Here is a 24345-nt window from a genome sequence, read left to right as displayed (position 1 = left end):
TTGTGCCAATACAGAAAAACAATTTTTTTAAACCATTAAAATCAACTAGAGTTTTTATATTGTAATTAAATTTTAATTATGTCTCAAAAACATGCTTTTACAATATATAATGCTTCTGCAGGAAGTGGTAAAACATTCACTTTAGTAAAAGAGTATTTAAAGATTTTATTTAGATCTAAAAGTCAAGATCAGTTTAAACGTGTTTTAGCTTTAACGTTTACAAACAAAGCGGTGGCAGAGATGAAGGAGCGTATTATAGATATGCTAAAAATATTTGCAGATCCTACGGTTTTAAAAGAGCCACATACCATGTTTGAGGCTATTTGTACAGATTTAAGTATAGAAGCATTTACACTGCATAATAAGTCTAAAAATTTATTAGAAACCATAATACATAATTATGCTGCTTTTGATATTTCTACCATTGACGGATTTACGCATAGATTAATTAGAACTTTTGCCCACGATTTAAAACTACCTTTAAATTTTGAAGTAGAATTAGATCAAGATGCTTTGCTTAATGAAGCTGTAGATAGTTTAATAGCAAAAGCAGGAACAAGTAAAGAGCTAACCAAAATTTTGGTGGATTTTGCTATTGAAAAAGCAGACGACGATAAAAGTTGGGATGTGTCTTTTGACTTTAATAAGATTGCCAAATTATTGGTAAACGAAAACGATATACCTTTTATAAGCGCTTTAAAAGAAAAATCTTTAGACGATTTTAAGGTGCTTAAAACGCAGTTAAAAACAGAGGTGGCCGACTTAGAATTGAATATAATTGAAACTGCAAACACCGTATTGTCTTTAATAAGTGAATCTGGTTTAGAATTTAAAGATTTTTCTAGTAGTTATTTGCCTAAACATTTTAAAAATATAAGCGATAAAAAGTTTGATTTAAATTTTGATGCCAAATGGCAACAAGATATAGAAACAAAAACGTTGTACCCAAAACGTGTAAGTAAAGATGTAGCATTAACCATAGAGCAAATACAACCACAATTGGCTTTAGCTTTTAATACCACAAAAGCATATATTTTTAATTATAAATTTTTAAAAGCTTTTTATAAAAATATAACACCACTGTCTGTTTTAAATGTAATTAATAAAGAGTTAATTGCGCTTAAAGAAGATCAAAATAAAATGCTTATTTCTGAGTTTAATACCATTATAAGTAACGAGCTTAAAAACCAACCAACGCCTTTTATTTACGAGCGTTTGGGCGAAAAATTTAGACATTATTTTATAGACGAGTTTCAGGATACCTCGGTTTTACAATGGCAAAATTTAATTCCGTTGTTAGATAACTCACTATCTACAGAAACAGGTAGCGCTATGTTGGTTGGCGATGCTAAACAAGCTATTTACCGTTGGCGAGGTGGTAAAGCAGAGCAATTTATAGATTTGTTTAATAAAAAAAACGAACCCTTTCCTGTTTCTCAAAATATAGAGCACTTAGAGGCTAATTACCGTAGCTTTAAAGAGGTTGTAGGTTTTAATAATGGTTTTTTTAAGTTTTTATCTCAACATGTTTTTAGTAATAAAAATTACGAAACACTTTACGATAAGGCACATCAAAATATCTCTAAAAAAGAAAATGGTTATGTCGAGTTGTCTTTTCTAGATATTTCTAAAGATGATGATAGAGACGCGCTTTTTTCTGCCGAGGTTCTAAACACAATTAATACTTGTTTAGAAAATAATTACACACTTGAGGATATTTGTATTTTAGTTAGAAAGAAAAAAGAAGGTGTTGCTATTGCCGATTTTTTAAGTAAGCAAGGTATTAATATAGTGTCTTCTGAAACTTTACTAATTAATAATGCGCCAGAAGTTATTTTTGTAAATAATCTACTTACTTTATTATTACATCCTAAAAATAACGAGGTAAAGGTTACTGTTTTAAATTACTTAGCACAGGTTTTTAATATAGAAGATAAACATCAGTTTTTTGCCAAGCATATTAATTTATCTATACTAGAATTATTTAAAAGTTTCGAGGCTTTTAATATATATGTAGATGCTAGTAAGCTTTTACAACTGGCACTTTACGATTTGGTAGAAACCATTGTAAGGGCTTTTAATTTAGTAGAAAAATCTAATGCATACGTTCAGTTTTATTTAGATATTGTTTTAGATTTTACACATAAAAAAGGATCAGATCTTTCTGGTTTTCTAGCTTATTTTGAAAAGAAAAAAGAAAATTTAAGTATTGTAACACCAAAGGGGCAGAATGCGGTACAAATTATGACTATTCATAAAAGTAAAGGGCTCGAATTTCCTGTTGTTATTTTTCCATATGCCGATTTAGATATTTATGCAGAACGCGAACCTAAAGCATGGTTTCCTTTAAACAAAGAGCATTTTAATAATTTTTCGTGTACTTTATTAAATTATAATAAAGATTTTGAAAACTATGGAGAAACAGGACGCTTGATATATAACGAGCATCAAGCAGAATTAGAGTTAGATAATATTAATTTACTTTATGTAACCTTAACACGACCAGTAGAGCAGTTATATGTTATAAGTAAGAAAGACATATCGGCCAAAGGCGAAGTAAACCAAAAAAGATATTCTGGTTTATTTATTAACTATCTTAAACATTTAAATGTTTGGGACGATGCACAGTATGTTTATAAGTTTGGTAATATAGAAAGAGAGGTGTTAAAATCGTCTAAAAAAAATAATACCATAGAGCAAGACGAGTTTATATCTACCGAGAAAGAAAAGCATAATATAAAGATTGTAACAAGTTCGGGTTATCTATGGGATACAAACCAAGAGGAAGCCATAGAAAAAGGAAACCTTATACATAATATAATGTCTGGTATAAAAAGCAAAGACGATATAGAGGCTGTAATTGCAAACTATAGTAATACCGGGATTATTAATAAAGATCAAAGCGTTCTTTTAAAAGAAAAAGTTAATGCTATTGTAAACCACGAAGCGTTAGTGCCTTATTTTAATGCAGATTTAATTATTTATAACGAAAGAGATATTATAAATAAAGATGGTGTTATATTAAGACCAGACAGGGTTGTTATAAAAAACGACGAGGCAGTTATAATAGATTATAAAACTGGACAAGAAGATATACAACATAAACAGCAGTTACAGTTGTACCAAGATGCTTTAGAAACGATGAAAATTAACGTTTCTAAAAAGATTCTTATATATATAAATGATGCCATAGTGGTTAAAGCATTTTAATTTAATAAAAACATACAAAATGCTTAATAAAAACAAGAATCTCTGTGCCTAGCGATATTTTAAGGGCTTATAGAGTGTTACGATTTTTTTTACACATGGTATTTTATCAAAAATCGTTCTGAACTAAGCGTTAATAAATGGTATCACCATTTTTTTTATATATTTGTCTTTGTTAATAAAATTTAACAACTTACTTTTGTTGACAATTAACACTTAAAAATTAAATTTTTGAATATGAAAAATCTTAGCCGATTAATGTTAGCTATGTTGCTTGTACTAGGTTATAGCAGCGCTAATGCCCAAGACAAAAACAATCCATGGCAAATTACCATTGGTGTAAACGCAGTAGATGCTTATCCTTCAGGAGACGGTAGCCTTTTTACAGGTGGTGGTTTCGCAAGTGACTCTTTCGGAGACGAATTCGCTAACGTAAGCGATCACTGGAACATCTTACCATCTTTATCTACTATTTCTGTTTCTAAATATTTAAACGAAGGTTTCTCTTTTGGAATTACAGGTTCTTTAAATAAAATTGAAAACTGGGGAGATAAAAGTGTAAATCCAGATGTAACTAACGACGTTGATGATTTATCTTACTATGGACTTGATGCTACAATTAAATATAACTTCTTAGAAGGAACAACTATAGATCCTTTCGTAGGATTAGGTGGTGGTTACACTTGGATTGATGAAATTGGAGCTGGAACTTTAAACGGAACTTTAGGTTTTAACTTATGGTTTAACGAAAACATTGGTTTAACTGTTCAAACATCTTACAAACATGCGTTTGAAGATTACTTAGATACACACTTCCAACATGCTGTTGGTCTTTCTATCAAATTTGGTGGAACTGATACTGACGGAGATGGTATATATGACAAAGATGATGCTTGTCCAGATGTTGCTGGTTTAGAAGCTTTTAACGGATGTCCTGATACTGATGGAGACGGAATAGAAGATAGCAAAGATTCTTGTCCAAACGAAGCTGGTACAGCTGAATTTAACGGATGTCCTGATTCTGACGGTGACGGTGTTGCTGATAAAGATGATAACTGTCCTTCTGTTGCTGGTTTAAAAGCTTTAGCTGGTTGTCCAGATGCTGACGGTGACGGTGTAACTGATGCTGATGATAAATGTCCTAATGTTGCAGGTCCTGCAGCTAACAAAGGATGTCCATGGGCTGATGCTGATAACGATGGTGTTTTAGATAAAGACGATAAATGTCCTAAAGTAAAAGGAACTGTTGCTAACAATGGTTGTCCTGAAGTTACTGCTGCTGTTCAAGCAACTCTTAACGAGTACGCTAAAACTATCTTATTTGATACAGGAAGATCTTCTATCAAATCTCAGTCTGAAGCTGTATTAAACGATATCGTTGGTATCTTAAAAGAATACAAAACTGCAACATTTACTGTAGAAGGTCATACTGATAGTACTGGTTCTGATAAAACTAACCAAAAATTATCTGAGTCTAGAGCTAACTCTGTAAAAGACTTCTTAGTATCTCACGGTATTTCTACTTCTAGATTATCTGCAGTTGGTTTTGGTGAAGCTAAACCAATCGATTCTAATAGAACAAGAGCTGGTAGAGCAAACAACAGAAGAGTTGAAATCAACTTAGTAAAATAATTAAAGTTTATATAAACAACTAGTTTATAAATCTTATAGAAAAACGCTTCGGATATCCCCGAAGCGTTTTTTGTTTTAAAATATAGTACATAGCAAAAAAAAGAAACTTTTATAAGTTTCTTTTTTATTTATAGGATGATTAAAAATGTAATATGTGTATTTTTAATCTCAATAATAAAAAAATAATTTTCTAGGTATGACAACTTTTATATTTGATGTTTTAAAAGATTTAAAAAATACTGGAGCAAATCTGTCAAATTTAACTTTTGTATTGCCTAGTAAAAGAGCGGGTGTTTTTTTAAAAAGCCAACTAGCTCAAGTTGCAGAGCAAACTATGTTTTCGCCTATAATTATAAGCATAGAAGAGTTTGTAGAAGACCTATCTAAACTTAAAAAAGTAACTAATACAGAATTGCTTTTCGAGTTTTACGAAACCTATTGCGAGTTGGCAAATAAGACCGAAATAGATTCTTTTGAGGCGTTTTCGAAATGGGCACAAATTTTACTTCAAGACTTTAACGAAATAGATCGCTATTTAATTCCGCAGAAAAAAATATTTGATTATTTAAGCGCTATTCAAGATTTAGAACATTGGTCTGTAGAAAAAAATCAAACCGATTTTATAAAAAACTATTTAGCTTTTTGGAATAAACTGTATGCACATTATACGCATTTTACAAAACACTTGTTAAGTAAACAAATAGGCTACCAAGGCCTTATGTATAGAGAGGCTGTAGTGAATTTAGAGGCTTATATTAAAGCAAATGATACACAACATGTTTTCTTGGGTTTTAATGCTTTAAACACATCCGAAGAAACCATTATTCAAACCTTACTAAAAAATAATTTAGCAAAAGTATACTGGGACATAGACGATGTGTTTTTAAACAACCCCAAACACGATGCAGCTTTATTTACACGACAACATAAATTAAAGTGGGAATACTTTAAAAAGCAGCCTTTTAATTGGGTAACAACAAACTACTCCGCAGAAAAAAATGTTTCGGTATTTGGTATACCTAAAAATATAGGCCAAGCAAAATACATTGGTACACTTTTAAATACTATAAAAAAAGAACAAAAAACGCTGCATAAAACAGCTGTTATTCTAGGCGACGAAAATTTACTTATTCCAGTTTTAAACTCTATACCATCCAATATTAATGCGTTAAATATTACTATGGGTTTCCCTTTAAAATCTATTCCTTTAGCGTCTTTATTCGAGCAATTGTTTAGTATACATAAGTCGGCATCTAATACATTTTATTATAAAGATGTTATAAATATTTTATCGCATCAGTTTATTAGGCCTTTGTTTCAAATAGAAACAACAGATTATGCTTCAAAAATAATAGAAACCATAAACGATAATAATCTTATTTATTTAACCAACCATAGGTTAAAAGAACTTGCAGGTAAAAATAAAAACCTAATAGAATTATTGTTTTCTGGTTGGATAACAAGTATCGATGTTGTTTTAAAAAAATGTTCGTCTTTAATACTAACCATTAAAACTTATTTAGATACAGATAAAGAATCAAATTTATTGTCTTTAGAGTATTTGTTTCGTTTTAATGAGCTCTTTAACGAGCTTTCGCGGTTAAATTTAGAATATAAACACATAAAAGATGTTTCGGCATTACATAGTATTTATAAAGAATTACTAAGCTCTGAGACGTTAGACTTTCAGGGCGAGCCTCTTCAAGGTTTACAAATAATGGGTATGCTAGAGTCGCGTGTTTTAGATTTTGAAACCATTATTATATCCTCTGTTAACGAGGGTGTTTTACCATCTGGAAAAAGTAACAACTCGTTTATTCCTTTCGATGTAAAAATAGAAAACAAACTACCAACTTATAAAGAAAAAGATGCAGTATACACCTATCACTTTTACAGATTGTTACAACGTGCTAAAAATGTATATATTCTTTATAATACCGAAGCAGATATTTTAACAGGAGGAGAAAAAAGTAGATTTATTACACAGTTAGAATTAGAGGGTATACATAATATAAACCACAAAATAGTAACACCTCATGTGCCTATAATTAATAAAGAATTAAATGTAATTAAAAAGGATGATGATGTTATAAAACGTTTAAAAGAGATTGCAGAAAAAGGTTTTTCGCCATCGTCTTTAACAAATTATATAAGAAATCCGTTAGATTTTTATTATCAAAAAATATTAAAAATTAGAGAATATGATGAGGTAGAAGAAACGGTAGCAGCAAATACATTAGGAACAGTTGTACATAATACCTTAGAAGATTTTTATAAACCTTTAGTGGGAACATATCTTTCGGTAGATATCGTAAAAAAACTAAAAACAGATATACAAAAAACAATTACGCACCATTTTAAAGATATTTATAAAGAAGGAGATATTACAAAGGGCAAAAACTTACTTATTTTTGAAATAGCTAAGCGTTATGTGTCTAATTTTTTAGATTTAGAAATTGAAGATTTAAAAAAAGGTAATGCCATTAAAATTATAGCTATAGAAGCTAATAATAAAGTTTTAATAGATATTCCAGAAATTGATTTTCCCGTTTATATAACAGGAATGGTTGATAGGGTAGACGAGTATAATGGGGTTACAAGAATTATAGATTATAAAACCGGCAAGGTAGATCAAGCTAATGTAGAACTTGTAGAGTGGGAAGCTATTAATACCGATTATAAAAAATTTAGTAAACCCTTCCAGATACTAACTTATGCTTATATGATGGATGCTTCTAAAAATTTAAATTTCCCGGTTGAAGCAGGTATTATTTCATTTAAAAATTTAAGCAATGGATTTTTAAAATTCGCAAAAAAAGATAAGCCTGGAACTCGATTAAAAGACACTGCCATAACCAAGGAGACTATAGATAGTTTTAAAGTAGAATTAAAAAAACTAATTATAGAAATTTGTAATATAAATATAGATTTTACCGAAAAAGAAGTTTAAAATGGAGGCAAGAAAAAATAGTGTTATTAGTAGCGAAAACGATAAACCTATACTTATAGATTTGAATTATAAGCAAAATAGTAAACCCAAACCCGTTGTTATATTTTGTCATGGTTATAAGGGTTTTAAAGATTGGGGAGCTTGGAACATGGTAGCAAATGCATTTGCTAAGCAAAATTTCTTTTTTGTTAAGTTTAATTTTTCTCATAATGGCGGTACTATAGAAAACCCTATAGATTTTCCAGATTTAGAAGCCTTTGGAAATAATAATTACACTAAAGAGTTAAGCGATTTAGAATCTGTTATAAATTGGATTTGCAGTAATCCAGAGTTTAAAGATGAAGCAGATTTAAATAATATAACTTTAATAGGTCATAGTAGAGGTGGCGGTATAGTATCTATAAAAGCTAGCGAAGACTCCAGAATTAAAAAGGTAGTTAGTTTAGCAGGAGTTAGCAATTACGCATCGCGATTTCCTAAAGGTGAAGCTTTAAAGAAATGGAAAGAAACCAATGTGTATTTCGTGCAAAACGGACGTACAAAACAGCAAATGCCTCATTACTTTCAGTTTTATACAGATTTTGTTTTAAACGAAGAACGATTAACTATAAGTAGAGCGGTTAAGTCTTTAAGTATACCACATTTAATAATTCATGGCGATGCAGATACAAGTGTTATTATTAAAGAAGCTAATTTACTGCATCAATGGAATGCAAATAGTCATTTGGTTGTAATTAAAGATGCAAACCATGTTTTTGGAGTGTCTCACCCTTGGACAGAACAAGAAATCCCAAATCATCTGCAACAAGTTATAGATCATGCAATTCATTTTTTAAAAAATTAGAATATAGGATAAAATATGGATAGCTTTAGATAAGTTTTAAGACTATCAAGATTAACCAAACACATACTTTTATACCTTATAAAATGTAATTTTAACCTATTGTTTTTATAATGTAAAAGATTAAAAAAGGAAATACGTGCCATACTTTAGTCCATATGCATCATAACTTAATAGTCATTTTATAAATATTTGCTTTTTAGATTATATAAAATATTTTTGAATCTCTTTTGAAAACAATAACAAATGAAAAATAAATTAAAGGAAAGTCTACAACAAGGAAACAGTGTTTATGGTCCTTTTTGTAAAATTCAAGACCCAACCATAGTAGAAATTGCAGCTTTAAGTAACTTCGATTTTGTAATTATAGATATGGAGCATGGTCCTTTTAGTATAGAGTCTACGCAAAACATGGTTAGAGCTGCCGAGGCCAGAGGCATTACTCCAGTAGTAAGAGTAACCGAAAATAATGAAACTTTAATTTTAAGACTTTTAGATATTGGTGTAAAATGTATACAAGTACCGCAAATTTGTACCAAAACCGATGCCGAAAGTGTAGTAAAAGCAACAAAATTTTTTCCTGTAGGCGAGCGTGGTATGTGTCGTTATGTTCGCGCAGCAGAATATACTAATATAGAGCCAGCAGATCATTTTGGAAAAGCGAATAACGATGTCATGTCAATTATTCATATAGAAGGATTGGAAGGTATAGAAAATCTAGAAGAAATTTTATCTGTAGAAGGTATAGATGTTATTTTTCTAGGACCTTACGATTTATCGCAATCTTGCGGTGTGCCAGGCCAAGTGCATCACGAAAAAGTGGTTAGTAGCATGAAAGATGCTGTAGCATTAGCAAGAAAGCACGGTAAAGCAGTAGGCACATTTACAGAGTCTGTAGACAACGCAAAAAAATGGCGAGATATAGGCGTGCAATACATATCTTATGCAGTAGATGTAGGTTTGGTAATGAATACCTTTAAAAGCATAACTAGCCAATTAAAAAAATAATAAAAAACAAATATTGTGAAACCAAAATTATTTGGTTTCACAATATTTGTTTTTATACTGTCTCAGCAGTAGGTTCTTCCTCTTTTTCTTTAGGCCTTAAAATATCAGGAAATAACATAGGCACTAAAGCCTTAACCGGAGTATAAAGCACAGACTCATCAAGTGTTTCTTCATCTGCAAAAGCAATTGTACTATTAAATCTATCAAAAACAATTAATAGAACGCTTAAAATTAAACCAATTTTTAAAGCACCAAAAGCAGCACCAAGTATTTTGTTTATTACGCCTAGCGCAGCAAAATCTGCTAGTTTAGTTAAGGCTTTTCCAGCCAACGCAATAGCTAAAATTATAATAACAAAAGTAATAGCAAAAGCTACAACGTTAATTGTTTTTTCGTTCCAGTCTACCTTAGTTTCAAGAAAATCCGAAGCAAAATTACTAAAATGTATTGCGCCATAAACTCCAGCAATTAAAGCAACTAAAGAGGCTACCTCCACAAAAAGACCTTTCATAAAACCGCGAACAAGTCCAAATAAAATTGCAGCAGCCAAAACCATATCAATAACACTCATAGTAAACAGAATTTTCACAAATATAAAATAAAAGAAATAATGTGTATTTAGCCAACAAGCAACTAAAAATAACAACAAGGTTCATTAACTTTGACTTTTTAAATAAAAGACATAAATTTAAATGGCAAGAGACGAACAATTAAAAGAAAGATGGAGCGCTGTGGTAACCAAGTTATCCAATCAGTTTGCAGACGGAGACACTCTAGATCTTGATGCTATAATATATCTAATTGGCGTTCAAGAATTAGGGCAACTAGACCGAACGTTTAAAAAAGATCAAAAACTAGATCTTATGCATATTGCCATATGTAAATTATTAACACCGTATGGGTATTACGAGCTCGATTTTGTAGATAACGACGGTTGGCCACATTATAAAACACTAGCAGAATTGCCCAATTTAAAAGCAGGAGAACAAAGTATTTTAATGAAGGAAGCCATTGTAAACTATTTTGTAGAAACCGAGTATATTAATTAATATTAGGGCGTTACTTTTTGAGAAAAACAAAAAGTCGGGCTTTACGTTGCAATCTTTTGCAAAAAAGCAAAAGGATTTCCACTACAATCCCTAACGCAATTTGCGTAAAAAACAGTAAATTTGCCATCATTTTAAGAATGTCATGATAGATAAGATAAAAGAACTTATAGAAGAAGCAGAAGGATTTAAAGCACAAACTAAAGAAGAAGTAGAAGCCTTTAGAATAAAGCTTTTAGGACAAAAAGGTGTTGTAAAACAATATTTTGCAGAGTTTAAAAACGTTGCAAACGATCAAAAAAAAGAATTTGGCCAAGTTATTAATGCCTTAAAGAAAACAGCAGAAGATAAAGTAAATGCTTTAAAGGCAGAGTTAGAAGGTAACGAAGAAGAAAAGGGTATTTATGGCGATTTATCTAGACCAGGAGCGCCTATACAAATTGGAGCGCGTCACCCTATATCTATCGTAAAAAATCAAATTACAGATATCTTTTCTCGAATTGGTTTTAATGTAAGCGAGGGGCCAGAGATAGAAGACGATTGGCATAACTTTACAGCATTAAACTTACCAGAGTATCATCCAGCCCGCGATATGCAGGATACATTCTTTATACAAACCAATCCAGATATTTTATTACGTACACACACCAGTTCTGTACAAGTACGTTACATGGAAAATAATAAACCGCCAATTCGTACCATTTCTCCAGGTAGAGTTTATAGAAACGAAGCAATCTCGGCACGTTCTCACTGTTTTTTTCATCAAGTAGAAGGTTTATATATAGATAAAGACGTTAGTTTTGCAGACCTTAAGCAAACACTACAACATTTTACAACCGAAATGTTTGGCAAATCTAAAATACGTTTACGCCCTTCTTACTTTCCGTTTACAGAACCAAGTGCAGAAATAGATGTGTATTGGGGACTAGAAACAGAAACCGATTATAAAATAACCAAAGGAACAGGTTGGTTAGAAATAGGTGGTTGTGGTATGGTAGATCCTAACGTATTAACCAATTGCGGTATTGATGCAGAAGAATATTCTGGATTTGCATTTGGTGTAGGTATAGATCGTATAGCTATGTTATTACACCAAATTAGCGATATTCGTTTATTAAGTGAAAACGATGTACGTTTCTTAGAGCAATTTAAATCGGCTTTATAAATTTAAAACCAAATAGATATATTTTAAACCCTACTGTTAATAGTAGGGTTTTTTATTTAACAACAATTTAACTTCGTTTAGTTCGGTTTGTTCCGAACCTTAAAGTATATTTGCAGAGAATTTTATTGCAAAGTATAATGTGGTGCGGTAAAATTGATGTTAAAATTATAGAGCATGGAAAATATTTGTGAACATAAAATGCGATTAGTCGAAAAACTAGGAGTGCATTTAGAAAATAGAGAGCAATTAGCGCCAGTTGCAGCACGCATAATGGCATATGTAATTCTTACAGGTAAAAAAGGAACCACTTTTGAAGAGTTGGTTAAACTTTTATGTGCAAGTAAAAGTACCATTTCAACACATATAAACCATTTACAAGGGTTAAACAAATTAGAATATTTCACGAAGACTGGAGATAGAAAAAAATATTTTATAATAAATAAAGATTCTATTATTCATCATATAGATAATTTAATTAACGAGTGGCAAGAAGTACGAGAACTACATTTAGAAATAAAAGCATATAAAAACAGTATTAATAACCAGAAAATAGAGAAAACAGAAGAGAAATTTGATTTGAACTTTCATAACGATTATTTAAAATTTATAGATGAAGCTTCGGCTTCTATTAAAGAATTAAGAAACAAATTAACGGATAAAACATTCGAGATCTAAAAACCAATAAAAATGAGAAATATTAAAACATATACCGTATTAACACTAAGTTTATTCTTAGTTATTGTTAGTTGTGGCAACAGCGAGCAAAAAGCAAAACCAGCAGAAGCGCCACCTGCATCTTTTCCTGTGGCACAAATACAACATAAAACTGTAACAGGTTTTTCAGAATATCCAACAACCATAGAGGGTATTGTAAATAGTGATGTAAGAGCAAAAACATCGGGCTATATAGAAAAAGTATATGTAGATGAAGGCGAAAAAGTACGTAAAGGACAAGTGTTATTTAAGTTAGAAACACAGTCTTTAAGTCAGGATGCTGGAGCAGCAAAAGCACAGGTTAATGTAGCACAAGTAGAGGTAGATAAATTAATTCCTCTCGTAGAAAAAAACATTATTAGCCCTGTACAATTAGAAACAGCAAAAGCAAATTTAGCTCAAGCAAAGGCAAACTATAGCAGTGTTACTGCAAATATTGGTTATGCAACTATTAAAAGCCCAATAGATGGTTATGTTGGTGCAATTAATTTTAGAGAAGGCGCTTTAATTAGCCCTAATGATGCAACACCATTAACAACAGTTAGCGAAATCGATCAAGTTTATGCTTTCTTTAGTTTTAACGAAGCACAATATATAGATCATTTACAGAGAAATGGTGGAAAAAGTAAAGCAGAGCGTATTAAAAACTCTCCAGATTTAAGTTTAGTGTTGGCTAACGGAAAAATTTATTCTGAAAAAGGGCGTATTCAAACGAGTACAGGTCAAATCAATCAAAATACAGGAACTATAAAAATTAGAGCTGCTTTTAATAATCCAAACGAAATTTTAACTAATGGAAATAGTGGTAAAATAAGAATTCCAACCGAGTATAAAGACGCCATTGTTATTCCGCAAACAGCAACTTTCGAGCAACAAGGTAATATCATGATTTTTAAACTTGGAGAAGACAATAAAGTAGGAACTTCTATTGTAAAAGTTAAAGGTACAGTTGATAATTTATATGTTGTAGAATCTGGTGTAGACTTAAAAGACAAAATTGTAATTTCTGGAGTAGGTAAATTAAGAAACGGAATGGTTATTACACCTCAAGAAACATCTTTTGAAGAGGCCATTACTCCGGTTGCAACCTTATTTAGAAATTAAATAAACAAAATACATATTAGTCATGTTAAAAACATTTATTGAAAGACCCGTGCTTTCGACAGTAATTTCTATTATCATAGTTTTACTAGGAGTTATTAGTATATCTACCTTACCTATAGAGGAATACCCAGATATTGCACCTCCAACCATTAAGGTAACAGCAAACTATACAGGAGCCAATGCAGAAACTGTTTTGGAAAGTGTAATTATACCTATTGAAGAACAAATTAATGGTGTAGAAGGAATGACGTATATTACCTCTACAGCATCTAACACCGGTGCAGCAGAAATTACGGTATATTTCGATCAAGAAATTGATGCAGATATTGCAGCGGTAAACGTACAAAACCGTGTAGCAAGAGCAACACCGTTATTACCGCAAGAGGTAACTCAAACGGGTATTATTACTCAAAAACAAGAAACAAGTGCATTAATGTTTATCTCGATGTATTCTGAGAGTGAGAATTACGATGCTACTTTTATTCAGAATTACTTAAAAATTAACGTTATTCCAGCGATGCAACGTATTAGCGGTGTTGGTGATGTTAGTGTGTTTTCGCAACAAGATTATGCAATGCGTATATGGTTAAATCCAGAAAAACTAGCATCTTATAACTTAATGCCTTCAGATATTACTGCTGTTTTAGCAGAGCAAAACTTAGAAGCTGCTGCAGGTTCTTTAGGGCAAAATAACGGTGAATCTTTCTCTTATACGCTTACATATAGCGGGCGTTTTAAAGAAGAAGCGCAGTACAGCGATATTGTAATTAAAGCTTTAGGAAACGGAGAGTTTTTACGTTTAAAAGATGTAGCTACTATTGAGTTGGATGCACAATCTTACGCCTCTAATGCCATGAGTATGGGTAATCCTGCTGTTTTTATGGGGATTTTTCAAACAAAAGGATCGAATGCGCAAGAGATTATAGAAAATATTAAAGTAACGTTAGAGCAAGTAAAAGCAGATCTTCCAGAGGGTTTAGATGTTTTTGTACCTTACGATACAAGTTTGTTCTTAAACGCGTCTATCGAAAAAGTGGTTAGTACTTTATTAGAAGCCTTTTTGTTGGTATTCTTAGTAGTATTTATCTTTTTACAAGATTTTAGATCTACATTAATTCCTGCAATAGCAGTACCTGTTTCCATTATTGGTACCTTCTTTTTCTTGAATGTATTTGGATACTCAATTAACTTATTAACGCTATTTGCATTAGTATTGGCTATTGGTATTGTGGTAGATGATGCCATTGTAGTTGTAGAGGCAGTGCATGCTAAGATGGACGAAGGGGAGCATAACCCTAAAAAGGCAACATTAACAGCCATGAACGAAATATCTGGAGCTATTATCTCTATTACATTAGTAATGGCAGCGGTATTTATTCCGGTAACGTTTATTACGGGGCCAACAGGAGTATTTTACGAGCAATTTGGTGTTACTTTAATTATTGCCATTTTAATTTCTGCAGTAAATGCCTTAACATTAAGTCCAGCATTATGTGCCTTATTATTAAAAGAACATAAAGACGACGAAGAATTAAAAGGAAAAGGGCCATTACAACGTTTTTACACGTTATTCAATCGTGGATTTAATGCTACTATTGAGAGGTATGGTAAATCAGTTCAGTTTTTATACAAAAGAAAATTTGTATCTGTATTACTATTAATTATTGCGGTTGTAGGTATATTTTGGGCATCTTCTACAACACCAACAGGTTTTGTGCCTAATGAAGATAGAGGTATTGTTTTCGCAAACATTGAGTTGCCACCAGGAGCATCTTTAGATAGAACAGACGCTGTATCAAGAAAACTATATAGCCAGATTGAGGGTATAGAAGGTATTACTGCTGTAAACTTTATTAAAGGTAGAAGTTTAATTAGTGGTGCAGGTAGTAACTTTGGTTTTGGTATTATAAAATTAGATAATTGGGAAGATCGTGAAGACCCTTCGCTTTCAGCGCAAGCCATAACAGGTAAATTATTTGGTGTTGCAGCAGGTATTCCAGATGCCAATATTATATTCTTTTCACCACCAAGTATTCGTGGGTTTGGTAACTCAGCAGGGTTCGAAATTAACTTATTAGATAAGTTTGGTGGCGAGTTTTCAGATTTAGATCAAGCTAATAAAGATTTTTCTATGGCTTTAATGAGTCATCCGGAAATTAAATACGCAACGTCATCTTTTAGCACAAACTACCCACAATACGAAATGGAAGTTAATGTGCCATTAGCAAAAGAAAAGGGTGTGTCTGTAACGAGTATATTTTCTACATTACAGGGTTATATTGGAGGAATTTATGCTTCTGATTTCTCTAGATTTGGTAAACAATTTAGAGTGTATATTCAGGCTTTACCAGAAGATAGAGCAGATGAGAGTGCATTAAACAGTATGTATGTAAGAACAGATTCTGGAGAAATGACACCAATTACACAATTTGTAACGCTTAAAAGAGTATATGGTCCGCAATCGGTAACACGTTTTAACTTGTTTAACTCTACTATGATTTCTGGAGCAACAAATGAAGGGTATAGTACAGGTGATGCTATTAGAGTAATTGAAGAAGAGGTGGCTAAATTACCAAGTAATTATACGGTTGCGTATTCTGGTTTAACTCGTGAAGAGGTAAATGCTGGTAACCAAACAACCTTTATCTTTATTTTAAGTATACTGTTTGTTTACTTTTTATTAAGTGCGCAATACGAGAGTTACTTACTACCGTTTGCAGTGGTTTTATCTTTACCGTTTGGTGTATTTGGAGCCTATATAAGTACAAAGTTTTTAGGCTTAGAAAATAATATTTATTTCCAAATTGCATTAATTATGCTTATTGGGTTATTGGCCAAAAATGCCATACTTATTGTTGAGTTTGCATTGCAGAGAAGAAAAAATGGAGAAAGCATTGTTGATGCAGCAGTAGATGGTGCTAAGTCGCGTTTACGTCCAATATTAATGACCTCTTTCGCCTTTATTTTAGGGTTAATGCCATTAGCATTAGCAAAAGGTGTTGGGGCAGAAGGAAACAACTCGATTGGTTCTGGAGCAGCAGGAGGAATGCTTATTGGTACCATTTTAGGGGTATTTGTAATTCCTATTTTATTTATACTATTTCAGTGGTTGCAAGAAAAAGTTTCTGGTAAACCCGCAGTACAAACTATTGAAGAATAAAACGATGAAATCAATTTTAAAACATAAAAATTCAAGCAAAGGTTTATTAATACTTGTGGTTGCTTTAACATTACAAAGTTGTTTTGTGGCGCAAGATTATACACGACCAGAATTAAACGCCGAAACCGAGGCGTTATACAGAACAGATAATTTACCAACAGATAGTGTCTCTATTGCAGATGTGTCATGGAAAAATTTATTTACAGACCATTATCTTCAGCAATATGTTGAAGAGGGTCTGCAAAATAATATGGATGTTCGTATTGCATTACAGCAAATAGTTGCTGCTGGTGCTTATGTAAAACAGGGTAAAGCCGGTTATATGCCAACATTAAGTGTTGGGGCTAATTATACACGTCAAGAGTTTTCAGAAAACAGCCAATTTGGTTCTATTTTTAGTGGCGGATTAGATACTTACGATGTTACTGCAAACCTATCTTGGGAAGCCGATATTTGGGGTAAAATAAGAAGTAATAAAAGAGCAACGCAAGCAGCTTATTTACAAAGTGTAGCAGGACATCAAGCGGTTAAAACACAACTTGTTTCTAGTATTGTAAATACTTATTATAATTTATTAGCTTTAGATGCGCAGCTAGAGGTTACTAAAGAAACTATTATAACAAGAGAAAAAAGTGTAGAAACTATTAAAGCTTTAAAAGATGCGGGTAGTGTAACCCAGGTTGCAGTAGATCAAAATATAGCACAGTACAATAGTGCTAAGGCTTTGCAAGTAGATATAGAAACCGCTATTTTTAAAACAGAGAATACACTTAGTATTTTACTTGGTAAATCGTCTCAGCATTTTGAAAGAAGCACTTTAAATATTCAAAAAATTGAAGAAGATATAAAATTAGGTTTACCCGTTGCTTTACTTGCTAATAGACCAGATGTTATGGCTGCAGAGTATGGTTTAATTCAATCTTTTGAGTTAACTAATGTTGCTAAAAGTAGCTTATATCCATCGCTTACCTTAACTGCTTCTGGCGGATATCAAAGTTTAGATTTAGATCAATTAATAAATGCAAACTCATTATTTGCTACAGTAGTTGGTGGTTTAACGCAACCTATTTTTAATCAGCGTAAGCTAAAAACACAAAAAGAAGTTGCTATAGCACAGCAAGAGCAAGCTTTATTAGAGTTTAAAAAGACTTTGTTGGTTGCAGGAAACGAAGTATCTAACGCCTTGTTTAATTACGAATCTGAGACTAAGAAAATAGAATTTAGAAAGAAAGAAGTGGAAGCTTTACGTGCTGCGGAGTCTAACTCTGATGAATTGCTTAAAAACGGATATGCCAATTACTTGGATTTGTTAACAGCTAGAGAAGGTGCTTTAAATGCAGAGTTAAATATTATAGACAGCAAGTTACAACAGTTAGTGGCTATAGTCGATTTATATGAGGCACTTGGTGGCGGATGGAGATAGTATAAAATAATGTAATGATTAAGAAGGCAGAAATACTTAAGTGCTCTATAACCAACTTTACCAAGTTTGGAAGTAAACGCTTTACCTTGGATGAGTTGGCTAGAGCATTGGGGATTTCTAAAAAAACAATTTATCGTTATTTTAAAAACAAAGAAGATTTAGTTACTTGTAGTATTGAAACATTGTTAAACGACTACAAAGAAGAAATAAATAAGATTGTTGCTAGCAATGGTAACGATCCTATTTTGTGTGTTATATTAATTTACAAGAGAGGGTTTGAGTATTTAAAATACTTTAAGCCCTCTTTTATTTTTGGTTTAGAAAAGTATTACCCAAAAGCGAGTAAGTTGTTTAATGGTTTTAGTAACGAGTTGGCAAGCTCAATAATTTATAACCTATTAACTCAAGCCCAAACCTCTGGAGATATTAGGCCCGATGTTAATGTAGAATTGGTTGTAAAAGTTTACTTTTTTAGAATAGATAATATTTTATTTAAAACCAATAACTTATTCGATTTATATGGCAAACAGCAATTGTTTAAACATATGGTTGTAAATAATTTAAAAGGTGTGGCAACATCGCAATATAGCAACCCTTATTTTAACGATTTTTAAGATGAGGTTGTTATTTATAACTCTGTAAATAATTTAGCATTAAACTCTTGTTTTACAACAACATTTTTAGGTCCAAAATCGCTTCTGTTGTACGATAGTAAAATATGACCTGCTTTTTGGTAATTATCCCAAGGTTTAGAGAAACTTGGTTTCTCGTCGTTAAAGTTTTTAAAGAAATCCCATTGTTTTATAAGTTGATCTTTTTGATCTACATAAATCCAATACTTATTATTAGGAGTAACACCTACATCTTGAAAAGTAAGTTGTAAAATATCGGCTGTAATACCGTTAGCAAGTTTGTCTGTTTTTATGTATTTTAAAGTAACACCTGGATCTTGAAGTTTCCATGGCATAACTAGCCAATACGAGTCGTTAATCCACCATTTTTTAGCTTTATTAAGTAGCTTTTTAGTTTTTTTAGGGTCTTCTATTAATTGTCCGTTTTCAAAAGCTTTACCTTTAAGTGTATTTATGTTTACTATAATAACCTGATTTTCTTTAGGGTTTTCTACTCTAACATCTCCTGTCCATTTGTCCCAAAATAAAATACGCTTTCCAAAATCCCATTTTATAAAGTGTGTGTTATTATAGTTTTCTATTCCTCCCATAGCTTTTACAACATTGTTGGCTATGGTTGTTGCTTTTTTGGAGTTTGATTGTGCTTGTGTAGATAAGGTTGTTATTGCAGTTATGGTAAAAACTAAAATGGTTTTAATGGCAGAAAGACGTTTCATTTTTTATTAGATTTTTTTCAATTTTAACGAAAATAACCATTTTATCATTCTGCATCAATTATTTAGTTTGTCTTTAACATTAAACTTATTTTTGCATTTTAGTTAGAATTATTTTTAAAATGAAAAAAGATATAATAATCCCTAAAGTTGAAGGTGTTTACATTGCGGTTGTAAACGAGTATAACGATATTTATAAAACTCAAGATTGGAACGCTTATATTATAAATGATAAGGATGTTGATATAGATACGGTACTTATTGTTACCAGTGGTTATTCTGAAACAAAAACAACTTCGCTGTTTAGAAAAAAACTAGATAAATTGCCTAAAAAAAGTTATGCAAAAATAGAATTGCTACAAGAAGATTTGTTTGCTTTAAATAATACGTTTAAGGTTACTTTTTTTGAAGGTAACAAGATGTATGATAAAACCTATTTGTTTAGAAAAAATACCATTAATTTAAAAGCGTTACAGGATTTACCATTAATGGAAGCTCGTGGTGTTTTGGTAAAGTAGTACTGTTGGTTTTGAAAATGGCTTTTTGCGTTAGGGATAGAACGGTGTGTTTGAGCTCCCCGACGTAGGAGGGAGCGAGTAGTGAAAGCCCGACTGTAGCGTTTCTTACAAGGTTTTTTGCCTTGTAAGAGTAAGCGTAAGTAACGCACTAAATCTATTAAAAACTAATGCCTTTTATTTTTTTGTAATCTGAAATGGCTTTACTGTCTGAGAGTAACGAAACGTAATAGCATACACTAGACAAGCGGTTGTATAGGCTTGTATCGTTGGCTTTAACTGTTTTAGGTAGCCCTTTTAATATAAGTTTGTCGTAGTTTGAGGCGGTGTTGTTAAAACAGTTATTTACAGCTTGTGTATAGGTGCTTAAAAGGGTGTTTATTACACCATAACCAGCAATTTCTTTATCGATAACCTCGGTAGATTGGTATATGTTTTCTATGCTAATTTTAATAATGTCGTTTATTTGTGCTTCGTATTTGCTTTTGTCTAGCAAGGCACAGTTAAAATCGCCACTTAAAATGGCATCTTCGTGTTGCATAAATATATCTACAGCTTCGTTTATTAAAGTACCAATGGCTAAAGCGCGTAGATAACTTACTCGGTCTTGCTTGGTAGAAAGGGCGTAGTAGTTTTCGGTTTTAATGCTGTGCCTTATTAATTTAGAGAGGTACTCTAGAGCAAATTCTTCTTGGATAAGACCAAGGTTAATACCGTCTTCAAAATCTATAATGGTGTAGCAAATATCGTCTGCAGCTTCTACTAAAAAAGCTAAAGGATGTCTGGCGTAGCTTATATGGTTGTCGTTACGTTTAACTAAACCAAGCTCGTTGGCAACATCTTTAAAAGCTTCTTTTTCTGATTGAAAAAAGCCATATTTTTTATCGGCTATATGTTTTGTTGGCTTTTTGGGTAACGATTCTTTAGGGTATTTTGTAAAGGCGCCAAGTGTGGCGTAGCTTAAACGGAGACCGCCAATACGACCAGCTCTATCTTCGGTTAAAATTTTAAAACCATTGGCATTGCCTTCAAAATCGCATAGATCTTGATACTCTTTGTCTGTAAGTTTGCTTTTAAAAGCCTTACCAGCTCCTGTTTTAAAAAACTCACCAATAGATTTTTCGCCAGAATGACCAAAAGGAGGGTTTCCAATATCGTGAGCTAAAGCAGCTGCAGCTACTATGGCTCCAAAATCGTTAGCTTGATACCCGTATACGCTTTGTAAATGTGGGTGTTTTTCTAAAAGTTTTTTACCAACTAATCTGCCTAAAGAGCGCCCAACTACGCTAACTTCTAAACTGTGCGTAAGGCGAGTGTGTACAAAATCTGTTTTAGATAAGGGAATAACTTGAGTTTTGTCTTGCAGGCTCCTAAACTCTGAAGAAAATATAACACGATCGTAATCTACTTCAAAACCTAAGCGTGTTTCGTCTTGTTCTTTTCGTATACGTTTATTGGTGTCTCCAAAACGTTTTAGAGATAGTAGTTGTTCCCAGTTCATAGTAAAAAATAAGTGCCTGCAATATACTTATTTTAGTTAAAAAATAATTTGTTACAGGTACTTATTATAAATTATAACTTGAAGTGTTTTTGGTTTATTTAGTATGCTCTTTTATATAGTCTCTAGCCCATACAATACTGTCAGGGAATTTTTTAAAGATTTGTTCTTCTGAAATAAAATCAGGAATAATATCAATACGTTCCATCATGTATCGAGGTTGTTTTAACAAACCAACAAAAATGACTTGTATGTTTTTTTGCTTTAAATCTAGTAGCATATCTTCCATGGCGTATAAGCCAGATTGGTCCATGTATTGCATGCGCCCCAAACGCATAATTACTAAGTGTGCAGAGTTTGGTATTTGTGATGCTAGTTGCTGAAAATCGCTTGTAGATCCAAAAAACAGAGGGCCCTTTATGTGTTTTATAAAGACGTTGTTTTTTAAACTTTCTGGGAAGTTAGACTCGTCTGTCCAAGCTTCTTCTTTTAGTGTTTTTAAATCTGATCGTTCTCCTGTTAAATCTCCAATTTTTTTCATAAACATTAAACAGGCAATAACTAAGCCTATACCTACTGCGTAAATTAAATCCCAAAAGGTAGATAATAGTAATACGGTAAGCATAATTAAAACTTCTGAACTTAGTTTTAAAGGTCCTATTTTTATGTCTTTAGGTAAGCTAGGTATGGCTTTTAAACCTTTATAATCCATAACTCCAATACCTACTGTTATAAGGATGCCAGCTAAAACTGCAGCGGGAATTTTTGATGCTACAGGGCCTAGGCCAAGCATAATAATTAAAAGCATTATACCTGCAATCATTCCAGAAAGTTTTGTTTTTCCACCAGAATTAATATTTACAACTGTACGAATGGTTGCACCTGCGCCAGGTATGCCTCCAAAAACAGCAGCAATACTGTTACCAATACCTTGGCCTATTAATTCTTTATTTGGTTTGTGTTTTGTTTTTGTCATATTATCTGCAACAACACTAGTAAGTAAAGAGTCTATAGCTCCTAATAAGGCCAGGGTTAATGCAGTAAATATATATGGTGTTACTTGGCTTGGGTTAAAGCTTGTAAATATTTCTAAATTAGATGTTGGCAACCCGCTAGGTATTTCTTCTATAGTTTTATAGTTTAATTTAAAACCTACTGCAATGCCAGACATTACAACCAAAGCAACTAATGTGCTTGGTATTACTTTTGTAATGCGTTTAAAACCGTAAATAATAAATACAGTCCCCATGGCTAATATAAGTTCTAGCCAGTTAATATTTTGTACCGCTCTTGGTAGTACTTTTAAAGCACCAATAACGCCAGAAGCTTCTTTTTTAGCTAGTGTTTCGGCTTCTTTTAAAATATCTGAAGCAGTAATGGTTTCTGCTTTGTTAATGGTTTCTTTAAAATTTTCTAATACTAAAATGCCTTCTCCTGCTTCATCCTTTAAAATGTTTTCTAGAATGACTTCTTGTGCTTGTGGTTTAAATTGGTTTACAAATGCTGTGTCTTCTTTTGGGTAGTAACCTAAAGATGGTAGTATTTGTGTTAGTAAAATTATAACACCAATGGCAGTCATAAAACCAGAAACTACGGGGTAGGGAATGTATCTTATGTATTTGCCAATACCCAAAATGCCTAAGCCTATTTGCATTAGGCCTGCAAGTAAAAAAACAGTTAAAATAATGGGTAATGCTTTATTAATATCACCATCATTAAGAGCCATAATTCCTGCTATGGCAACCATACTAACTGCTGTCATAGGAGCAGTAGGACCTGAGATTTGAGTGCTAGTTCCTCCAAAAAGAGCAGCGAAAAAACTAATAAATATGGCGCCATATAACCCTGCTGTTGGACCTAATCCAGAAGATACACCAAAGGCTAGTGCTAGTGGTAAGGCTACTATTCCTGCGGTTATGCCTCCAAAGGCATCGCCTTTAATATTTGAGAATATGTTTTTCATAACTCTAAAGGGTATTAATATTGTAAGTTAGGAGATATTTATTTGTAAAAAAACCAACACTTAAAAGTATTGGTTTTTTTACAATCCATAAAGTGGTATGTTTAAAAAGTAACAAAAGTTATAATATTAAATTGGTCTCTGTTGCTAGTTTCGAAAAACTGGTTCATGTAACCAGCTTCAATTTTTATTTTATCGTTAATACGATATCCTAAACCTCCGTATAGTCTGTTTCTATCGAATACAGAAGATTCTGTGTTTAAGAATATTTCGTTGTATCCAGAAAGATAAAATGATTTGTTAACGGTTTCTTTTTTACCTAATGGTACGTTAATACCTAAAAAGTAACGAAGTCTCATTTTAAAATCAGATTCTACAAAGCGTTGTTCAAACCTGTAACGGTGATTTAATTTTACCGATCCTATGTTTTGTTTAGATGTAAATTGCTGAAATATACGATGCTCGTTTACAGATACCTTATCGTCTGTGTCTCCTATATAATTTTCAGATAAAATATATCCGTATCCTAGTAAGACGTTATTTTTATTGTCGTTAAAGGTGTAACCCAATCCAGTTCTTAAAAGTAATTGTTCTAAATCGCCAACTGCATCATAATTTCGGTATTGTACCTCGTTATGAATATTCCATTTACTATTTAGTTTTTTATTACCAATATAAATTAGCCAATTACCAAAATCGCTGTTTTGAGATGTCCCAATATTTGGAAGCATTAATCCTAAGATTAATGCCACCAATATTTGTGTTTTTTTCATTTTA

The 24345-nt window shown here is 32.1% G+C and carries 18 protein-coding genes; 13 read left to right on the top strand and 5 right to left on the bottom strand.

The window, feature by feature from the left end; genetic code table 11:
* Positions 1-78 precede the first annotated feature (78 nt).
* The 5 genes from ABD715_RS05175 to ABD715_RS05155 all read left to right on the top strand — a co-directional run bounded on the left by ABD715_RS05175 (position 79) and on the right by ABD715_RS05155 (position 9638).
* The gene (locus ABD715_RS05175) at positions 79-3210 is read left to right on the top strand and encodes a UvrD-helicase domain-containing protein (RefSeq protein WP_344787046.1); all 3132 of its coding nucleotides are present in this window, start codon (positions 79-81) and stop codon (positions 3208-3210) included.
* A gap of 234 nt (positions 3211-3444) precedes the next feature.
* Positions 3445-4839, top strand: coding sequence for an OmpA family protein (locus ABD715_RS05170; RefSeq protein ID WP_344787045.1), 1395 nt, complete (start codon positions 3445-3447; stop codon positions 4837-4839).
* Positions 4840-5035: 196 nt separating this feature from the next.
* Positions 5036-7789, top strand: a complete 2754-nt coding sequence (locus tag ABD715_RS05165) for a PD-(D/E)XK nuclease family protein (RefSeq protein ID WP_344787044.1) — start codon at positions 5036-5038, stop codon at positions 7787-7789.
* 1 nt (position 7790) lies between these two features.
* Positions 7791-8633 carry an alpha/beta hydrolase family protein gene (locus ABD715_RS05160; RefSeq protein WP_344787042.1) on the top strand — a complete coding sequence of 281 codons (843 nt, stop codon included), beginning with the start codon at positions 7791-7793 and terminating at the stop codon, positions 8631-8633.
* Between the two features lie 243 nt (positions 8634-8876).
* A complete protein-coding gene (locus ABD715_RS05155) occupies positions 8877-9638 on the top strand; it encodes an HpcH/HpaI aldolase family protein (RefSeq protein ID WP_344787041.1) in 762 nt (253 codons plus the stop codon).
* A 52-nt stretch (positions 9639-9690) separates the two neighbouring features.
* Here the strand turns inward: ABD715_RS05155 and ABD715_RS05150 are convergent, their stop codons facing one another.
* Complete coding sequence (locus ABD715_RS05150) at positions 9691-10209, bottom strand: CvpA family protein (protein ID WP_344787040.1); 519 nt, start codon at positions 10207-10209, stop codon at positions 9691-9693.
* A gap of 121 nt (positions 10210-10330) precedes the next feature.
* Here ABD715_RS05150 and ABD715_RS05145 point away from each other — a divergent pair, with 121 nt between their 5' ends.
* The 7 genes from ABD715_RS05145 (at position 10331) to ABD715_RS05115 (ending at position 18864) form a co-directional block, all read left to right on the top strand.
* Positions 10331-10687: a hypothetical protein gene (locus ABD715_RS05145; protein ID WP_344787039.1), complete on the top strand. Its 357-nt coding sequence runs from the start codon at positions 10331-10333 to the stop codon at positions 10685-10687.
* A 142-nt stretch (positions 10688-10829) separates the two neighbouring features.
* Positions 10830-11849, top strand: a complete 1020-nt coding sequence (pheS, locus tag ABD715_RS05140) for a phenylalanine--tRNA ligase subunit alpha (protein WP_344787038.1) — start codon at positions 10830-10832, stop codon at positions 11847-11849.
* A 174-nt stretch (positions 11850-12023) separates the two neighbouring features.
* A complete protein-coding gene (locus ABD715_RS05135; protein ID WP_344787037.1) occupies positions 12024-12524 on the top strand; it encodes a GbsR/MarR family transcriptional regulator in 501 nt (166 codons plus the stop codon).
* A 12-nt stretch (positions 12525-12536) separates the two neighbouring features.
* Positions 12537-13667, top strand: a complete 1131-nt coding sequence (locus ABD715_RS05130) for an efflux RND transporter periplasmic adaptor subunit (RefSeq protein WP_344787035.1) — start codon at positions 12537-12539, stop codon at positions 13665-13667.
* 22 nt (positions 13668-13689) lie between these two features.
* Entirely contained in the window at positions 13690-16827 is a 3138-nt protein-coding gene (locus ABD715_RS05125) for an efflux RND transporter permease subunit (protein ID WP_344787034.1), read from the top strand.
* A gap of 4 nt (positions 16828-16831) precedes the next feature.
* Positions 16832-18250, top strand: a complete 1419-nt coding sequence (locus ABD715_RS05120) for an efflux transporter outer membrane subunit (protein ID WP_344787033.1) — start codon at positions 16832-16834, stop codon at positions 18248-18250.
* A 14-nt stretch (positions 18251-18264) separates the two neighbouring features.
* Positions 18265-18864, top strand: coding sequence for a TetR/AcrR family transcriptional regulator (locus ABD715_RS05115; RefSeq protein ID WP_344787032.1), 600 nt, complete (start codon positions 18265-18267; stop codon positions 18862-18864).
* A gap of 14 nt (positions 18865-18878) precedes the next feature.
* On the opposite strand, the gene ABD715_RS05110 is transcribed toward ABD715_RS05115, so the two are convergent.
* Entirely contained in the window at positions 18879-19598 is a 720-nt protein-coding gene (locus ABD715_RS05110; protein WP_344787030.1) for a hypothetical protein, read from the bottom strand.
* Between the two features lie 119 nt (positions 19599-19717).
* On the opposite strand from ABD715_RS05110, the gene ABD715_RS05105 reads away from it, so the two are divergent.
* The gene (locus ABD715_RS05105) at positions 19718-20113 is read left to right on the top strand and encodes a hypothetical protein (RefSeq protein WP_344787029.1); all 396 of its coding nucleotides are present in this window, start codon (positions 19718-19720) and stop codon (positions 20111-20113) included.
* A gap of 157 nt (positions 20114-20270) precedes the next feature.
* Here the strand turns inward: ABD715_RS05105 and ABD715_RS05100 are convergent, their stop codons facing one another.
* The 3 genes from ABD715_RS05100 to ABD715_RS05090 all read right to left on the bottom strand — a co-directional run bounded on the left by ABD715_RS05100 (position 20271) and on the right by ABD715_RS05090 (position 24341).
* Positions 20271-21611 carry a deoxyguanosinetriphosphate triphosphohydrolase gene (locus ABD715_RS05100; RefSeq protein WP_344787028.1) on the bottom strand — a complete coding sequence of 447 codons (1341 nt, stop codon included), beginning with the start codon at positions 21609-21611 and terminating at the stop codon, positions 20271-20273.
* 94 nt (positions 21612-21705) lie between these two features.
* On the bottom strand, positions 21706-23571 hold the full coding sequence (locus tag ABD715_RS05095) for a SulP family inorganic anion transporter (protein WP_344787027.1): 1866 nt from the start codon (positions 23569-23571) through the stop codon (positions 21706-21708).
* 101 nt (positions 23572-23672) lie between these two features.
* The gene (locus ABD715_RS05090) at positions 23673-24341 is read right to left on the bottom strand and encodes a DUF2490 domain-containing protein (protein WP_344787026.1); all 669 of its coding nucleotides are present in this window, start codon (positions 24339-24341) and stop codon (positions 23673-23675) included.
* Positions 24342-24345 lie beyond the last annotated feature (4 nt).

It is taken from the genome of Postechiella marina (assembly GCF_039538365.1).
GTDB classification, from domain to species: domain Bacteria; phylum Bacteroidota; class Bacteroidia; order Flavobacteriales; family Flavobacteriaceae; genus Postechiella; species Postechiella marina.
This window is presented reverse-complemented; position numbering and strand designations above follow the sequence as displayed.

What these genes read in the sequence shown, in the direction of transcription:
- ABD715_RS05175 (WP_344787046.1), top strand. Translation starts at nt 79, where the DNA reads ATGTCTCAAAAACATGCTTTTACAATATATAATGCTTCTGCAGGAAGT.
- ABD715_RS05170 (WP_344787045.1), top strand. Translation starts at nt 3,445, where the DNA reads ATGAAAAATCTTAGCCGATTAATGTTAGCTATGTTGCTTGTACTAGGT.
- ABD715_RS05165 (WP_344787044.1), top strand. Translation starts at nt 5,036, where the DNA reads ATGACAACTTTTATATTTGATGTTTTAAAAGATTTAAAAAATACTGGA.
- ABD715_RS05160 (WP_344787042.1), top strand. Translation starts at nt 7,791, where the DNA reads ATGGAGGCAAGAAAAAATAGTGTTATTAGTAGCGAAAACGATAAACCT.
- ABD715_RS05155 (WP_344787041.1), top strand. Translation starts at nt 8,877, where the DNA reads ATGAAAAATAAATTAAAGGAAAGTCTACAACAAGGAAACAGTGTTTAT.
- ABD715_RS05150 (WP_344787040.1), bottom strand. Translation starts at nt 10,209, where the DNA reads ATGAGTGTTATTGATATGGTTTTGGCTGCTGCAATTTTATTTGGACTT.
- ABD715_RS05145 (WP_344787039.1), top strand. Translation starts at nt 10,331, where the DNA reads ATGGCAAGAGACGAACAATTAAAAGAAAGATGGAGCGCTGTGGTAACC.
- pheS (WP_344787038.1), top strand. Translation starts at nt 10,830, where the DNA reads ATGATAGATAAGATAAAAGAACTTATAGAAGAAGCAGAAGGATTTAAA.
- ABD715_RS05135 (WP_344787037.1), top strand. Translation starts at nt 12,024, where the DNA reads ATGGAAAATATTTGTGAACATAAAATGCGATTAGTCGAAAAACTAGGA.
- ABD715_RS05130 (WP_344787035.1), top strand. Translation starts at nt 12,537, where the DNA reads ATGAGAAATATTAAAACATATACCGTATTAACACTAAGTTTATTCTTA.
- ABD715_RS05125 (WP_344787034.1), top strand. Translation starts at nt 13,690, where the DNA reads ATGTTAAAAACATTTATTGAAAGACCCGTGCTTTCGACAGTAATTTCT.
- ABD715_RS05120 (WP_344787033.1), top strand. Translation starts at nt 16,832, where the DNA reads ATGAAATCAATTTTAAAACATAAAAATTCAAGCAAAGGTTTATTAATA.
- ABD715_RS05115 (WP_344787032.1), top strand. Translation starts at nt 18,265, where the DNA reads ATGATTAAGAAGGCAGAAATACTTAAGTGCTCTATAACCAACTTTACC.
- ABD715_RS05110 (WP_344787030.1), bottom strand. Translation starts at nt 19,598, where the DNA reads ATGAAACGTCTTTCTGCCATTAAAACCATTTTAGTTTTTACCATAACT.
- ABD715_RS05105 (WP_344787029.1), top strand. Translation starts at nt 19,718, where the DNA reads ATGAAAAAAGATATAATAATCCCTAAAGTTGAAGGTGTTTACATTGCG.
- ABD715_RS05100 (WP_344787028.1), bottom strand. Translation starts at nt 21,611, where the DNA reads ATGAACTGGGAACAACTACTATCTCTAAAACGTTTTGGAGACACCAAT.
- ABD715_RS05095 (WP_344787027.1), bottom strand. Translation starts at nt 23,571, where the DNA reads ATGAAAAACATATTCTCAAATATTAAAGGCGATGCCTTTGGAGGCATA.
- ABD715_RS05090 (WP_344787026.1), bottom strand. Translation starts at nt 24,341, where the DNA reads ATGAAAAAAACACAAATATTGGTGGCATTAATCTTAGGATTAATGCTT.